This is a genomic window from Nordella sp. HKS 07, from assembly GCF_011046735.1.
Taxonomy (GTDB): Bacteria; Pseudomonadota; Alphaproteobacteria; order Rhizobiales; family Aestuariivirgaceae; genus Taklimakanibacter.
In genome coordinates this window covers 653889-669313 of sequence record NZ_CP049258.1, presented here as the reverse complement: position 1 = coordinate 669313, position 15425 = coordinate 653889, and the positions used below count along the sequence as shown (strand labels likewise).

The window sequence follows — 15425 nt, the reverse complement described above, 5'->3', positions numbered from 1 at the left end:
AGTTCCTGTTTGGGGTTTGTAGCACTTTTTATGAATTCGGGGCTTGCCATTTTTGCGACTGTTTTTCCCACAATGTGGCTGGATCTTCGATAGGGATTACCCATGCAGGTGGGTTATGCTCAAACCTCCACCGTGGACCAGAGCATCGGTTTGGAGGCGCAGGGAGAGGAAGTCATCGGACCAAACGTGCCGATCGGCGATTACCAAGAGGGCGAGATCGCCCATGTCTTCTGGGCGCCAATTTCCAGAGTGACTGCATCGTATTCGGAGTCGAGGGTGACCTCGGCTGGGTTGATGCCGATGGCAGCAATTTCATCAATGATCTCGGCCCTAATAGCGGCGATCTGAATGTCGACACCGGCATGAACGGACATATCCCGGGCTCGGCTCGGCTGGTCTGCTGGCGATTTCATGCCGTTCATTGCAGGCGGCGCGTCGTACTTCGAACTCGACCATGACTCTGATGTTAATGATGGCACCGAATCGCAATAGGGCTGGAACATCGGTGTGGGTGTCGACTGGGCCTTGTCGGAGTCGTCCATACTGCGTGCTGAATATATCTACGACGATTTCAACAATTCAGACTTTGACATCAACGATGGCAATCTGAACCCCCACTTTGACACCGATATCAACACCAGTACGGTGCGCGCCGCGATCATCTGGAATTTCGGCGGTCTCGGCGACCTCTAAAAATGCTCCTTCGTTGAACTAAAAAAGGGCCCGGCAACGGGCCCTTGTGCTTTGCCCCTGTGCTACGGCTCCGCTCGGCTTGCAACATAAGGAATCTCCGCATTGCCGGTTTCACGAATGGACCACACACTGCCCGGCGGTCCACCACTCTCCCACGTCGTCTTGACGCGGTAATCGTCGACCTTCTCCCAATGGCCCCGATAGCTCGTACCGTTCCAGTTGATGCGCGCGCTGCCGTTGGCATTCAGCTGCAGAACCCCTTTGTTCTCACCGTTCCTCTCACTCCATTTCATGCCCTTTGCGAAGATTGTCTCGGGGTTTTCCACACGCTCGCCGGCTGAGGCCAGCGGCACGACGGCTAAGCCTGCCAATGCCGCCGCTCCGGCGACGATCAGAGTATACTTCATAATATTCCTCCTCCTACCGTTTGGCGGAACACATGACGATGGTTCTGGGTCTTCCGGCGACGCCGCCACGCCGCCGGTATTCAAGCTCCTGCTAACAGTTGTAGACACCCGCGGCACATCGCCTGGCGGTCCGCCGCCCCACGCCTGCGACGCTTACCGGCGTCAGCGGGCGGCCAACCTTGGCCTCGGCACTGGAAACAAAACCGAGATTTACCGGACCTTCGGCGATCTCAAGAGAGAAGGCCGTGAGAAGCGCAACGAATATCGAAATGGCTATCATCCTGAGCGGCATCGGTCATCCTCCTTGTCATTTGGCCGGCCGGAAGTTGTCGGGCAGTTCATCGATGTCGGGAATGTCGGCGAGTTTTTTCACCTGCTTGGCGCCCGCCGGCGCCTTGAAGGCAAAATCATCGGACGCAACTTCGCTGCCCGTCTTCCAGGATCTCACATCAATCGTATAGGACGGCCATCCCTTCACCATGGTGTTGGTAACCACATAGCGGCATGGATAGGGGCGGTCGCCTTGGGCGATCCAGATCTGCACATCGACAGCGTCCTTCGTGCGGAACGCCAGATAGTCGCATTCGACGCCGCGGATCACACCGCTTCCCAGATCTTTCATATTCATGACCAGTGGCATCAACTCATCATAGGGATTTGATACCAACAGATCGGCGGCCGGGAGCGGCCTGTTGAACTTGTCACGCAACTTATCGACCATTTGATCGACAGTCCCTGGCATTTCAACCTGGGCATAGAGGTTGCGATTCTTGCCGAGGAGCGACAGGAGCTTGCCGTCAAAGACCAACTCGACATCGGCAAAGCCGCCTGTGCGTGTGGCGCGCAGCTTGTCCGGTCGGTTGAGGGTCACGGCGCCCGAACTGGCGAGCGCGAATTTCTGTTCCTTTTTGGTGGTGACCTCCAGGCTTGTGTCAAATTCGAAGGAGATCGCCTTCTGGGCGGCCAGATAGTCCGACATCGCCTTGAACAGTCTCTTGGCATCAGCCTCATCGGCATGGGCAGAGATTATCGAGGTCGTGGCCGCCATCAACAGTGCGGCAACGACAAATCCGGCACTCCTCATTCGTTTGATGACTGAGCGGCTCATGTTGTCCTCCGAAACATTGCGTTTGCAAGGCACGGCCACGTCCAGGCGCCTCAGGTCTTCGAACGCAGGTCAGAAATGTCATGCGCCATCCCGCCAAAACTTGCGTCTTGGCTCTGAATGTAAAGCTACTCGATCTGAATATGAGGAAGCCGGGCGAAGTCTTCCGCTCAACCCGCCACAGTGCAGCGTGAAATGGCCAGTGGATTGGCATTTTTGGGGCTCAAGGCACCTAACATGGCGACACCAAGTCATGCCTGACCTCAGTGCTACGCGTCATTGCCGAGTCCCACACATTCAATACTATCCATGGCCGCGGAATGCAACTCTAAGTGAAGCCGCTGCGCATTCTTCGTCAGCGCGCAAGGAAATTGGTGCTGAGCGACGGACCAATCTATTATCCATTTCACCACCATCGCAGCACAGCAGGAGTTGCTGCATCGCCCGATCTTGATGTCGAGCAGCTCGGCGCGTTCGAAGAAATGGCGGGAGAGAGACTTTAGGTGCAAGTACGTAAGCTTGAACGGCCACTTAGATGCATTCTCCACCTCCAAGGTGGCGCATCGGGCGTGTGTGCAGCGCAACAGCATCGGACATCTAAATCCGCTACAACGTCGGTATGACTCCGTCGCCTGTGGCGACCGGCGTGGTAGTTATCCTAGCCGTCCTCGCAGATCAGATCACACGTAAGCGCCGCTGAAAGAGGTCTGGCTTTGGTGCGCCCGGTGATCGACCGCCGTGCATTCGGCACCTACCGTTCGTGATGGCCCCGTTGCAACATTGATCCTCGCGCTTTGGAGGCAAGGACGAGTGCACGAAAATATTCCAATCATTGTAGCACGGCGCCGTCAAACAAGCGCGTTCTGCACGCACCAGGTCTGATCTACGTCCGTTCAGCCCCGCAATAGCTGAAGCCAGAGCTGGATCGGGAGCCGCCCGGTCGATATCATTCGTCTTTTCCACGCGCATCGGGGCGGAAATACACGCGCTGAACGACGGCCATTATCAATGCTGTGGCCCATCCGAAGATGATCCATCCATTCATTGCTTCAGAGGTTGCCAACAGGCGCCACTCATTGCCAAGAACGATGTCGCCGTATCCGACGGTGGTAAACGTGACCGTCGAAAAATAGAGTGATTCCTCAAAACTCGGGAACGCAGCCAGCAGATAATAGAAGGCCGCCCACACGACCACATCAACAATAATCGGGATCATCAGGAACACAACCCAGATCACTGTCACGATCATCGACCTTTGAGCGATGACTGTGGGCCGGTGCTCTTCGGCCCACTTAAATGCATGTATACCGCTAGACATGAATGCCGCCTGGATAGCGACAGTAACCGCAATCAGACCGGCTGCGACGATGAACTGGATCAGCATGAAGGCTCTCCCTTACTCTTGTGCCTGACCCTGTGGACGCGCTTCTTGTCTGAGCCAACCCGCGACGATTGAAAAACAGCCAAGTATTCGGATGCTTGGGTCCGTATGAGGCGTGCGCAGGGCATCATCCTGGCACGGTTCCTTGGCGTTTCCGCCGCTTCAATGCGGAGTCCGGCGCCTGATCGAGACCTGCTCGACCAGCAGCCATGGCTTTCGGCGACGGCGGCGTCCTCTGCGTCTCGCCGGAAGTCGCAGGCGTGCAGACCCTCACATCATTCAGGCCGCCGGCTTGCGGTTGCCGATCGGTACGAACTTGCCGTCCTTGACGGCGATTATGGTCACTTCCTTGTCCGGCGCGCGGGATTTGTTCGAGAAGTCTGCATTCCGGTTACGCCGACCAAGCTGGTGATCGTGAAGATGGCGCCGTTGATCGCCCTCGAACTCAGATCCGTCGCCTTGTTCATTACCTAGAGCATCAGGCTTACCGAATCGTACCCGAGGCCGGCAAAGGCGTTCTCCGGCGGGACACCGTATTCGGCCTGGTAGGCGTCGATTAATTTGGCGACCAGGGGAATGTCCGTACTCATCGCCATGTGCGTCGTAAAGTAGACGTCGGCAGGTGTTCTTGGCGCCGGTCGCGATCGAAATCGGGCGGAGTAGGCGGATGCGAAAACCCGCCGCGTCTGCAGGGAAGCGCAATCCTTGATTTTGCACTGTGTTGACGTTGGCCACTATGTTCAGCCTCACGACCGACGCCTATTCTCCCTCAAATGCCAAGGGAGACAAGGCAAGGCGCATGTAAACCCGCTCGGCCCGATGATACACCTGAGAGGGCTTGAACGGCAGGCTATCCAGCAGCTCCGGCCATTCCGTCCCGGCCGCACAGCGATGGTCGCTGTCTCCACAGCCGCGACAATCGCGATTCTACCGCGTTTTCAAGGCTCCGAACTGCCTCGCCCGCGTGTTCAATTACTCGGACTAAGAAGCATCTCCGCTTTGCCCTGAATACATCAGATGCTCAGGGCGTCCGGCTGGATGCTCAACAAATTTCATTGCCGCACTGCCGGCCCGTCACTGTTCCGTTGCTCAGCCGCCAGGTGCGGCCGGCTCGGCCGCCGCCATAATTGATACTATATTTCTGAATTTACTTAGTTTTATGTTTTCAGATTAACCGTGTCCTACCATCTATCCTACCGGGTCTCCCTTCGAGACCGAAGGCGGATGCCGAATGCGAAGCAGCCCCAAGGGTCTGTCCGAGGCGCGCGGCCAGCGAGCATTTTTGCGTCTGTCTTGCAGGAAGGCCGAAACAGGTAAATAGTCAGCCGGAGCACGGAGCTACCTGGGAAATCCAGATTAGCTGGGAAGGGGCAGCAATAATGGACCCGAACGTGACACCCCCTGAGCGCGCGCCGTCGCTATTGAGAATGCTCGATGCCGCGCTTCAGATCGGACTCGTGGGCTTACTGATCTTTGCCTGTAGCCGCATAATATTGCCCTTTACTAGCATCCTGCTCTGGTCGGTGATCCTCGCGGTGATGCTCTATCCGGTGCACCAACGCTTAGTCGTCCGCGTCGGCAATCGCTGGTCGGCGACGTTAATTGGGTTGGTCAGCGTCGTGCTGATGCTGGTACCGTTGGTCATGGTGGTGACGTCACTTGGGTCTTCTATACTTGAGTTCGTCTCAGGCTTGCACGACAGCCGCCTGACGGTGCCGCCGCCGCCTCCACGGCTTGCCGACCTGCCGCTGGTCGGCCAGAAACTGACCGAGATATGGGCGCTCGTCGCGACAAACATGCCGGCGGCGCTTGCCAAGTACGGCAAGATGCTCAGTGGGATTGCATCATCGCTGGCGTCGTTCGCGGGCGGTTTGGCCGCCGGTCAACTGTCGTTCGTACTTTCGTTCGCAGTCGCTGCCGTGCTCATAGCCTATGGCGACAGCGCCACCGAATTCGCCAGTCGCCTGTTGGAACGTATCACCGGCAGCAAGGCACAAGGCCCCCGGCTGGTTGCGATGACCGCCGCTACGATCCGAGGTGTGGCAGTCGGCGTAGTCGGCGTAGCGGTCATCCAGTCGCTGCTGATCGGGGCAGGCTTTTTCGCCATAGGTCTTTCATCAGCCGGAGTTTTAACGCTCGTGGTGCTATTGTTTGCCATCGTGCAGGTGCCGGCGGTGCTGGTAACACTACCTGTCATAGCCTATGTTCTTGCGACGGAAGCGACCACGCCAGCGATCATCTTTTCGATCTGGACCATCATTGCTGGGCTCAGCGACAACCTCCTTAAGCCATTGATGCTCGGCCGCGGACTTGAAGTTCCAATGCCGGTCATTCTCATTGGTGTGATTGGCGGCATGATCGCTGACGGGCTTCTCGGCCTGTTTGTGGGCCCTGTGCTCCTGGCCGTTGGTTACGTACTGCTCATTGAGTGGCTGCGGTACGACCCCATTGAGGGCAGTCCGCGGACTGACGATCCGCCGCCATGATCGCGGTTATTGCTCTCGGCTTGCTGGCGATATTGACATGCCTAGCACTTCAAGTGCTGGCATCCGTGTTCGCCGCCCGTTACTTCGCCCAGGCCTCCCGGCAACCGCTTGGCCCTAAGCCGCTGCGCAGGAGTTTCCTGCAATTCTCGATTCTGATGGTAGTGCTAATGATCGGCGCAACGTCCAGGTTGCGTTTTGGGCATTGCTATACAGACTGCTAGGTGCATTTGCGGACTTTGAAACGGCGGTGTATTTTTCGGGCGTGACCTTCACTTCGCTCGGTTATGGTGACGTTGTACTGGATGGCCAAATGCGGCCGCTTGGGCCGCTTCAGGCTGCCAACGGTCTGATGATGTTCGGGATCACCACGGCCCTCTTCATCTCCGTTATCCAGCAGGTCACCGCCAATTGGGTCGCCGCGCAGTCAGGCCGTACGGAGAATGGCAATCTGATGACGGTGGTCAAGTCGCCCTGTGACCCGCTCAAGCTTCAGGAGAGACAGGATTGACCTTTATGGCCTTCACGGCATCGAGCCAGTGGCGCTCGGCATCAGCCGCAACACGTTCGCGGAACGCCTGCGGGACGCAAGGGCGAGAGGGTTCAAGCTGCATCAGTCGCCTCGCAGATTGACCTTCCCAAGTTCCCTGACGAGCATGCTCCGAAAGAGGACGTAATCGCCCTGATACAAGAAGCCGATAGGTCCCCTTTTCATGGGCGACCCCAATGTGGACGACAATGGTGCAACTGGCTGGAAGAGCACGTCCGGATCTACCGAGAGACTGACGGGCTGTACACCGTGAACATCGAGGAGCGTCTCGCCGAGATCGAGAAGCAGTCCACGCCCCGTTATGCTGGCACGTGGCAAACAGGCCGTAGCTATACCAAAGGCGATATGTTCACATTCTCTGGATCGTTGTGGCACGCCAACGTCGAGGCTGCTGATAGACCCGGCGACGGCTCTGCTTGGACGCTCTGTTGCAAAAAGGGGTCGCGACGGACGGGATGCAAGGACATGACGACCGCCGTTGACATTACGATCCGCGATTGCGAATTGCTTGGACACATACGCGAATTCCTCAAGCGCGATGAGGCGCTTTTGCGCTAACACCGGCAAGTCAGCGACGCGCGCTGTCTTGCCGGGACCATCCATGGGTCTTATGTCGGTCCATCCTCAGCCGGTAGCTATTTCTTCGGCGCGTAGGGATTGCCGCCGACGGCGTTAGAAATGTCAGCGATGGCATTTTGGGCTTTGACGCTGTTGCCGGCGGCATCGAGCGGCGGGGGAGATCACGGCGATGCCGAACTTGCCCGGCGAGACGGCGATGATGCCGCCGCCGACGCCGCTCTTGGCGGGCAGGCCGGTGCGGAACAACCACTTGCCGGAATCGTCGTACAGTCCGGCAGTGGCCATGACCGCCAACACTTCGGGAACGTTTTCGGCTTTCATGACTTGCTTGCCCGTTACCGGATTCTTACCGCCATTGGCCAGCGTCGCCGCCATCGTCGCCAAATCCTTAACGTTTACGCTGATGGAACACTGCTCGGTGTAGATGTCGGTGGCTTGATCCGGATTAGCCTTGATGTGTCCATACGCGTACATCAGGCGGCCGATGGCTTGGTTGCGTTGATTGGTCTCGGCTTCGGATTTAAAGACCTCTTGATTGACTTTGAGCGGTCGACCGGCGAAATCACTATGGAAGTTCAGAATCTTGTTCCAAATTTCGTCCCGCGATTTTCCGGACACCATGCTCGTCGCCGTGATGGCTCCGGGGTTTACCATGGCATTCATTTCCGAGCCCTTGTATTGCTCAACCGCTTCGATGGAATTGAAGGCTTGTCCGGTCGCATCCACGCCCATGTTGTTGGCGATAGCTTCGGGTCCCTGTTCCTCCATCACCTTTGCCATTGTAAAGACCTTGGAGATCGACTGGATTGAAACTTCCGAGGTGAGATCGCCGGCGCTATACACCTTGCCGTCCACGGTGACCAAGGCGATACCGTAGATATTCGAGTCCACTTTTGCTAACGCGGGAATGTAGTCGGCGTTCTTGCCTTCCTTGAGATCCTTGTACTTGGCCAGCGCCGCATTCACCGCGGCTTGATAGTCCTGTGCCTGCGCCGCGAATGACAGCGCGCTAACGAGTGTCGCGAGGGCCGCTATGCGCGACCAGCGAACGATTTGCCTTGTGTTCATCACTTACCTCCAAGCGTGATGCCGAGGGATCGGCGAGCAAGTTTGATAAGCTGGTCTACCTTTTCCGGCGGGGGGCTCGGCGATGGGGTCCGGTTGTCCCGGGCTAGCGGGAACCATAGCAAAAAACACCGCAAACAGAACACCCAAAAAAGCGCCGAAAAGCCGAAACGGCACAAGTTCATGAGCGAGCGATCAGGGTCTGCAATACACCTTGTCCGGTCGGACGAGTGCGTCCCCGCAGCGTTCCGTTTTCGCCTACGGCTTAAGCAAGCTAGCCAGGTACCAGGCTCAATACCCATTAAACTCGCTCGGGGAGACCTTCATCCGTAGGCCGGAGACGCCTCAAGAATGGAAGTGGGTCCTCTGGTCTGAATCACTCGTTCAAGCCGTAGCCCGGCGGCGTCGAACAGGCTTGCAAACTGTGCCTACGTCCTCTCCAGGCGGCCGGTGACGGCGAGCATGACCACGTCGATACTCTTGATGCGGTCGGGTTCCTCGCCCGACGGCACAAGCGTCTCGGCCAGGAGCACCTTCCCGTTTGGCTGCATGGCTTTGCGGCAATTTCTCATTATGACAGCGGCACGCTCATCGTTCCAATCGTGAACGGCCTTCTTGATTACGTATGTCACCATCAGGAACAGGCGCGCGTCGATGACACACAAGACGCTGTACAACCGGTTCATCCGCTGAAGCCGCAGGGCGTGTGCAACCGCATCTTCGCGGCGCTGGCCGGAGCGGCGGGTGCCGCACAGAGCCTTGCCGGCGAGTTCGATGCCGGACAGCCGCCTGCCGGGAGGAAAATTGCCGGGCAGTCGTTTGCCATAGATCACGAGCGTTTCCGGCAATCGCTCGAGGTGCACGTAATGCCAACGTTGCGCAATCGACAGTTGTCCGATAAGATTCACTTAGGGTCGGTTCAGCAATGTCGGCCGGATATGCGTGTCCGTTCATTGCACCATGGCGAAAAAAGTTCGCACCACTGTCGGTATGAGCCGCGAAGCGCGGGTTGATAACAGTAGATTGCTCAGAGCCTGGAGGGTACTGCAATGGCCGCCCCTGATCGGATCGACAATTTCTTCGCCATGCAGTCAGCCCGTTCGGATCGCTGGCGTGACACGCTCACGGCCGCCCAGAAGTGGGTCTCTGGCAATGGCAGCCGCGCTGCGGTCGAGGATAGCTTGGGCGAGATCTCCACCCTCGAAGAGTTTCATGCCTATCCTGGCGTTCGGCTGATGAGCCGCCTGCGTGAGAAGATTGCCGCTGGCGATGCTGGCGCCACCGCTGAACTGATAAGCCGATTTTCTAATGCGATTCTAACGAAGTCCTATTCGCATCAGGCCGAAACAGATCAGGCGTCAGAGAGCGCCGATGCGTTGCCCGAATTGCTGCCGAGCGTGATCGCAGGACGCGATGCGCGGCGGCCCTATTTCGAGGTATTGCTCGTGACTCCGCAACCCGCTTCGCGCTGGGCCGCCCTCAGCGCGGAATTCCGTCGGCTGCGGCGGGTCGAGGATTCTTTCATCTACGAACCGGTCATCGTCGGAAGCTTTGAGGACGCGCTCTGTGCGGCCATTGTTAACCCGCAGATTCTTGCCGTCATCGTCGCAGAAGGCGTGCCCTTCAGATCAAGCCACGACGCGCCGGTATTGCGCCGCATCCTTGACCAGACGATGGGTGCCCTGGCGGCAGACGCTTCCGCTTTGAGGCTTGCAGGCATCCTGAAGAATCTCCGTCCGGACCTCGACATCTATGTGACCACCGACCGCGCCGTCGAGAAACTCGCTTCCGATCCCGCGGCCGCCTGCGCTACGCGGATTTTCTATGCCGTGGAAGAGCTGCTGGAGCTTCACCTCGCGGTTCTGGAGGGAATTCAGAAGCGCTTTGAAACACCGTTCTTCGACAATCTGAAGCGTTATGCGCAGCGCCCGATCGGCACATTTCACGCTTTGCCGATCGCCCGCGGCAAATCGGTGTTCCAATCGGAATGGATTCGCGACATGGGCGAGTTCTACGGCATCAATCTGTTTCTGGCCGAGAGCAGCGCCACCACGGGAGGCCTCGACAGCCTTCTTGAGCCGACGGGCAACATCAAGAAAGCCCAGGACATGGCGGCGCGCGCCTTTGGCGCCGATCACGTGTTCTTTGTGACCAATGGAACGTCAACGAGCAACAAGATGGTGGTCCAGGCGCTGGTCGCTCCCGGCGATATCGTCATTGTCGACCGCAATTGTCACAAGTCACACCATTACGGCCTGGTGCTCAACGGTGGTCAACCGCTTTATGTTGAGGCGTTTCCGCTCACTCAGTATTCGATGTATGGCGCGGTGCCGCTGCAGTCCATCAAGAAGGCGCTGCTGGATCTGCGTGACGAGGGCCGCCTCGACCGCCTCCGTCTTCTCGATCTCACCAACTGCACCTTCGACGGCCATATGTACAATACGCGGCGGGTGATGGAGGAGTGCCTCGCCATAAAGCCGGATCTGATCTTCCTTTGGGATGAAGCATGGTCGGGCTTCGCGCGCTGGTCGCCCTTCCTCAGGCCGCGGACCGGCATGGGCGCCGCAGCCGCCATCGAAAGCTGGCTGCAGGATCCCGCCTCGGTCGCAGCCTATGAAAAACAGCAGAAGGATCTGGGGCCAAAACCGTCGCGCGAAAAGCTGATGACAACGCGGCTTGTTCCCGATCCGCGCAAGGTGCGTTTGCGCGTCTATCAGACCAATTCCACCCACAAGTCCATGTCGGCCATACGGCAGGGTTCCATGGTGCTGGTTAAGGACGTCGACTTCGGATCCGTGGAAAGCCAGTTCCACGAGGCCATATTCACCCATGCTTCGACCAGCCCTAACCAGCAGTTGATCGCAAGCCTTGATGTGGCGCGGCGCCAGATGGAGCTCGAAGGCTATGGCCTGGTCATGAACGCGATCTCCGTTGCCTTGAAGATCAGGGCGATTGTCAACTCGCATCCCGTGATCTCGAAGTACTTCAAGGTGCTCGGCGCCGACGAATTGATTCCCGAGGCGTTCCGCCAGTCTGGTTTCGTCGATTATCTGGTGCCGGGTACGACGTGGGGCGATATCGTCAAGGCGATGCGCGAGGACGAGTTCTATCTCGATCCGACGCGCATGACCCTTGTGTGCGGAAACGCCGGCTTTGACGGAACTCAATTCAAGAGCCTGCTGGCAAGCCGTTTCAACATCCAGGTCAACAAGACATCGCGCAATTCCGTATTGCTGCAATCGAACATCAACAATACCCGCAGTGACATTGCCCATCTCGTTCGCGTTCTCGTCGAGATTTGCGGCGAGATCGAGGAACGTTTCGCGACCGGCGGCGAGGGCGAGCGCAAGGGTTTTGCGGCGCGAACCAAGAGTCTAATGCATGACGTGCCCGATCTTCCGAACTTCAGCCGCTTCCATGACGCGTTCAGGGGCAATGCCGGCAAGCATACGAACGAAGGCGACATGCGGACCGCTTTCTTCATGGCCTATGACGAATCGTCGTGCGAGTACATTCCGCTGAACAGTCCCGAAATCAACAAGCGGCTGGAAAAAGGTCCGGATCTGGTTTCGGCAAACTTCGTTATTCCGTATCCGCCGGGCTTCCCGATCATGGTACCCGGCCAGGTCCTGACGCAAGACGCGATCGGCTTCATGCGCAAGCTCGACGTCAAGGAGATTCATGGATACGAATCCGCGAAGGGGCTGAAACTGATCAGGCCGGAAAAGCTGCGCGGCAAGTCCGCTGCATCGAGAGCCGCACAATAGGAGCGAGCTTGGGGAGGCGCGAATATGTTGGGTTTTTTCCAGTGGCTGGGCAACAATCCCTTCATTTTGCTGTTTCTGACCGTTGGATTGGCGGTGTGGATCGGGCGCCAGACTATCGGCGGCTATGGTCTCGGCATGGTCGCGGCGGCGATCATCGTCGGCTGCGGCCTGGCCGTCTGGGGTTCGGCTTATGGCGTGAAGCTTGAACTCAACAACTTCACAAAATCGATGTTCTACTATCTCTTCATGTATGGGGTTGGTCTCCGTGTGGGGCCATCCTTCGTCAACAGCCTCGGCGGCGATGGCCTGAAGTTCACTTTACTGGCGATCGTCAGCTGCGTCGTCGGCCTCTTGCTCGTTGTGGTTGGCGTCCGCTTCATGGATCTTCCGCCTGGCGCCGCAGGTGGCATACTTGCTGGTTCGCAAACCATGTCTGCTGCCATCGGCTCTGCCGAAGAAGCGGTGAACGCCGGCGTGCTCACGCTGCCCGCAGGTACATCGCCGGAGCAGGTCAGCTCGATGATCGCGCTTTCTTACGGCATCACCTATATCTGGGGTACCGTAGGCATCATCTTGATCACCAAGTACCTGCCGAAATGGTGGGGCGTCGACGCCGAAGCGAGCGCCAGAGAGTACGAAAAGAAGTTCGGTGTGGCGAGTGGCGACACGCCGACGCTCAGCGGCTGGACGACCGGCGGCCTGCGCGCCTATCGGCTGGAGAACAAGACCTGGATCGGTAAGACCATCGGAGAATTGCTGAGGGCGCACCCGGAGTATCGCGTGGTCAATGTCGTGCGGGATGGCCACCCCCTCCAGGTCTCGCCGGAACTCAAGCTCGCGGCCAACGACATCATCGCGCTTGGTGGCCGCCGCGAGTTGATGACCGAGAAGATGGGGCTCATCGGTCAGGAAGTCTCAGACAAGACGGCGCTCGACATTCCGCTCGACGCGGCTGAGATTGTCGTCACCAACAAGGATATGCTGAAACTGTCGCAAGCCGAACTGCGGGCCCTGCCGGATGTGGACCAGATCCAGCTGGTCAAGCTGGAGCGTGGCGGCGTCAATATCCCGATCGGAACGAATACCAAGCTGCAGCGCATGGATATCCTGTCGGTGGTCGGCCTCAAAGATGCCGTCAGCCGCGTGGGGTCGCTGTTCGGACGGGTTGTGCGGCCGAGCACGGCAACCGACCTGCTCACGCTGGCGCTCGGTATGATCCTCGGCTTTCTCATCGGCGCCATTCAGTTCCCGGCCTTCGGTGCCTCCATCGGACTCGGCAATGCCGGTGGCCTGCTGGTATCGGGTGTGATCGTGTCGTCGATGGCCTCGCGGCTCCGCTTCTTCGGCAACACGCCGAATGCGGCCCGCAACATCCTTGAAGACCTTGGCCTCATCGTCTTTGTAGCGATCGTCGGGATCAATGCCGGCAACTCGTTGCTGACGCAGCTCACCGGCATACTGGCGCTGAAGATCTTTATCATCGGCTTCATTGCCTGCTCGATCCCGCCGGTCATCGTATGGGCACTGGGCTATCATGTCTTCAAGATCAACCCGGCTGTGTTGATGGGCGGCGTTGCCGGCGCCCGTAGCCACTCCGGCCCCTGCCGAGAAGCCGCCGTTGAGATCAAGAGCAATGTACCATGGATTGGCTTCCCTGTGGCCTATGCCGTGTCGGGCGTCTTGTTGACCGTTTTCGGGTACTTCGCGATGATCCTGGCATAGTAAGTGAATTGCTTGAATCGTGGACGTCAGCGTGTCCGTTCTTGTTGATCGGACAGTGGCAACGACCAGTTGGAAAGACCTTCAGGCTGAGTGAATGCCCTGATCGTCGCAATGGGGTGGTGGTCAGATCATGGAAGCAATGACACGTTTTGAGCTTGATGAGCTCTCAACCCTTATCGTTGGGGTGATCGCACTCTTTGTGGGCCGATACATTCGCCAAGCTGTTCCCTTCTTGCGGCGCATTGATATGCCCAACGCCGTGGTCGGAGCCATGATCGTTGCGGTAGCTGTACTGCTTCTTCAAGTATTTGTCGATTTCGATGTCGTCTTCGGCTCTCGCCTCAAGGACGCTCTGCTGCTGATCTTCTTTACGACGATCGGTCTTTCGGCAAAGCTTGCGGCATTGAAGAGCGGTGGGAAACCGCTGCTCATTCTCTGTGCGGTTACGGTCGTCGCACTGATGGTACAGAACCTCTCTGGTGCTGCGCTTGCGACGTTCTGGGGAGTTCATCCGGCTTATGGCGTGCTGGTTGGGTCCCTATCATTCGTTGGCGGCCCTGGCACTGCCATGGCATGGGCCAAGGAGCTACAGAGTCAGGGACTCCAGAACGCACAGGTCGTGGCCGTCGGCGCAGCGACGCTTGCCGTAATAGCGGGTGCACTCGTCTCAGGCCCCGTCACGGGTTGGATTGTGAAGCGACACAACTTGCATGGGCTAAAGGGTGCCAAGACCGATGTCACGTTTGCAGCTCCTCCACCCGCCAAGGCGTCGAAAGCGGCAGAGACCGGTCAAATCGAGAGCCTCTTGTCGACCGTCTTCGTTCTCGCACTCGCTGTCTTGATGGGCGAGAAGCTTAACCAATATGCGCGTGAGGCAGGACTGCTGCTGCCAGGGTTCTTATCTGCCATGTTAGCCGGCGTGGTCATTACAAATGTTGCGGACATCTTGAAGCACCCATTGGATTTTGCACCGATCGAGAAAGGTGGAGCTGTGGCACTTCAGCTTTTCCTGGTGATGGCACTGATGTCGACGCCTTTGATCTCGGTGGCCGTGATCATCGTGCCGCTCATGCTGAACGTCGTGATTCAAGTGGTAGCCACCGTAGCGATTGCCTACTTTGTCCTGTTCCGGCTACTCGGCAGCGACTATGACGCTGCTGTCACGTCAGGCGGGTTTCTGGGTTTTGGCCTGTCTTCCATGCCCGTAGCCATGGCGACCATGGATGAGGTCGGACATCGCTACGGACCTTCTCCAAAGGCCTTCCTTCTCATTACACTGGCCGGCTCGTTCTTCGTCGATCTTGCCAATGCCGTGGTGGCCAAGGTCTTTCTTGCCTTGCCGTATTTTTCAATTGCGCATCCAGTGGCCGGCGGATAGCGCCGCAAGATGGGTTAGAGTTGCGAGGGTCGAGAGCATTGTCTTCCGCCCACTGTTCGCGCCCAGACAAAAGCGGCGAAGGCGAGGTAAGGGGGTCACCCTCACCCCGAGGTGGCCGCGAAGCGGCCCTCGAAGGGTCGCTTTATCCTGATGAATGCTCGGCGCGCGATCAGGAAAAGTGGGTACCGGTTTTCCGTCCGATCGCGCGCCAACTATGAATCGATCACGTTAATCCGTTCAGATCGTTCGATCTGAACGGATCGTGATCTAGGCTCCCCCGGCTCAAGGCCGGGGT

At 58.0% G+C, this 15425-nt stretch carries 14 protein-coding genes; 7 read left to right on the top strand and 7 right to left on the bottom strand.

The features are described 5' to 3' along the window. Positions 1 to 200 precede the first annotated feature (200 nt). Positions 201 to 503 carry a hypothetical protein gene (locus G5V57_RS03175; protein WP_165166156.1) on the bottom strand — a complete coding sequence of 101 codons (303 nt, stop codon included), beginning with the start codon at positions 501 to 503 and terminating at the stop codon, positions 201 to 203. Between the two features lie 4 nt (positions 504 to 507). On the opposite strand from G5V57_RS03175, the gene G5V57_RS03170 reads away from it, so the two are divergent. Further along, positions 508 to 693: an outer membrane protein gene (locus tag G5V57_RS03170; protein ID WP_165166155.1), complete on the top strand. Its 186-nt coding sequence runs from the start codon at positions 508 to 510 to the stop codon at positions 691 to 693. Between the two features lie 62 nt (positions 694 to 755). On the opposite strand, the gene G5V57_RS03165 is transcribed toward G5V57_RS03170, so the two are convergent. The 3 genes from G5V57_RS03165 to G5V57_RS03160 all read right to left on the bottom strand — a co-directional run bounded on the left by G5V57_RS03165 (position 756) and on the right by G5V57_RS03160 (position 2208). After that, on the bottom strand, positions 756 to 1100 hold the full coding sequence (locus G5V57_RS03165; RefSeq protein WP_165166154.1) for a hypothetical protein: 345 nt from the start codon (positions 1098 to 1100) through the stop codon (positions 756 to 758). 91 nt (positions 1101 to 1191) lie between these two features. Then, on the bottom strand, positions 1192 to 1392 hold the full coding sequence (locus G5V57_RS34165) for a hypothetical protein (RefSeq protein WP_246737507.1): 201 nt from the start codon (positions 1390 to 1392) through the stop codon (positions 1192 to 1194). Between the two features lie 15 nt (positions 1393 to 1407). Beyond that, on the bottom strand, positions 1408 to 2208 hold the full coding sequence (locus G5V57_RS03160; protein WP_165166153.1) for a DUF2092 domain-containing protein: 801 nt from the start codon (positions 2206 to 2208) through the stop codon (positions 1408 to 1410). 329 nt (positions 2209 to 2537) lie between these two features. Here G5V57_RS03160 and G5V57_RS03155 point away from each other — a divergent pair, with 329 nt between their 5' ends. Continuing rightward, complete coding sequence (locus tag G5V57_RS03155; RefSeq protein ID WP_165166152.1) at positions 2538 to 2708, top strand: hypothetical protein; 171 nt, start codon at positions 2538 to 2540, stop codon at positions 2706 to 2708. Positions 2709 to 3151: 443 nt separating this feature from the next. Here G5V57_RS03155 and G5V57_RS03150 read toward each other — a convergent pair whose 3' ends face one another. Beyond that, positions 3152 to 3589 carry a potassium channel family protein gene (locus tag G5V57_RS03150; protein WP_165166151.1) on the bottom strand — a complete coding sequence of 146 codons (438 nt, stop codon included), beginning with the start codon at positions 3587 to 3589 and terminating at the stop codon, positions 3152 to 3154. Positions 3590 to 4965: 1376 nt separating this feature from the next. Here G5V57_RS03150 and G5V57_RS03145 point away from each other — a divergent pair. Next, the gene (locus tag G5V57_RS03145; protein WP_165166150.1) at positions 4966 to 6072 is read left to right on the top strand and encodes an AI-2E family transporter; all 1107 of its coding nucleotides are present in this window, start codon (positions 4966 to 4968) and stop codon (positions 6070 to 6072) included. Between the two features lie 247 nt (positions 6073 to 6319). Continuing rightward, positions 6320 to 6580 (top strand): potassium channel family protein, encoded by a 261-nt coding sequence (locus G5V57_RS34160; protein WP_246737506.1) that lies wholly within the window; start codon positions 6320 to 6322, stop codon positions 6578 to 6580. Positions 6581 to 7300: 720 nt separating this feature from the next. Here the strand turns inward: G5V57_RS34160 and glsA are convergent. Further along, positions 7301 to 8266, bottom strand: coding sequence for a glutaminase A (gene glsA / locus G5V57_RS03135; RefSeq protein ID WP_206530191.1), 966 nt, complete (start codon positions 8264 to 8266; stop codon positions 7301 to 7303). A 425-nt stretch (positions 8267 to 8691) separates the two neighbouring features. After that, entirely contained in the window at positions 8692 to 9171 is a 480-nt protein-coding gene (locus tag G5V57_RS03130; RefSeq protein ID WP_246737505.1) for a methyltransferase, read from the bottom strand. Between the two features lie 141 nt (positions 9172 to 9312). Between G5V57_RS03130 and G5V57_RS03125 the strand changes: the two genes are divergently transcribed. From G5V57_RS03125 to gltS, 3 genes are all read left to right on the top strand, one after another. Beyond that, the gene (locus G5V57_RS03125; protein WP_165166149.1) at positions 9313 to 12030 is read left to right on the top strand and encodes a decarboxylase; all 2718 of its coding nucleotides are present in this window, start codon (positions 9313 to 9315) and stop codon (positions 12028 to 12030) included. Between the two features lie 24 nt (positions 12031 to 12054). Then, complete coding sequence (locus G5V57_RS03120) at positions 12055 to 13752, top strand: aspartate:alanine exchanger family transporter (RefSeq protein WP_165166148.1); 1698 nt, start codon at positions 12055 to 12057, stop codon at positions 13750 to 13752. A gap of 130 nt (positions 13753 to 13882) precedes the next feature. Beyond that, complete coding sequence (gene gltS / locus G5V57_RS03115) at positions 13883 to 15130, top strand: sodium/glutamate symporter (RefSeq protein WP_165166147.1); 1248 nt, start codon at positions 13883 to 13885, stop codon at positions 15128 to 15130. Positions 15131 to 15425: the final 295 nt, after the last annotated feature.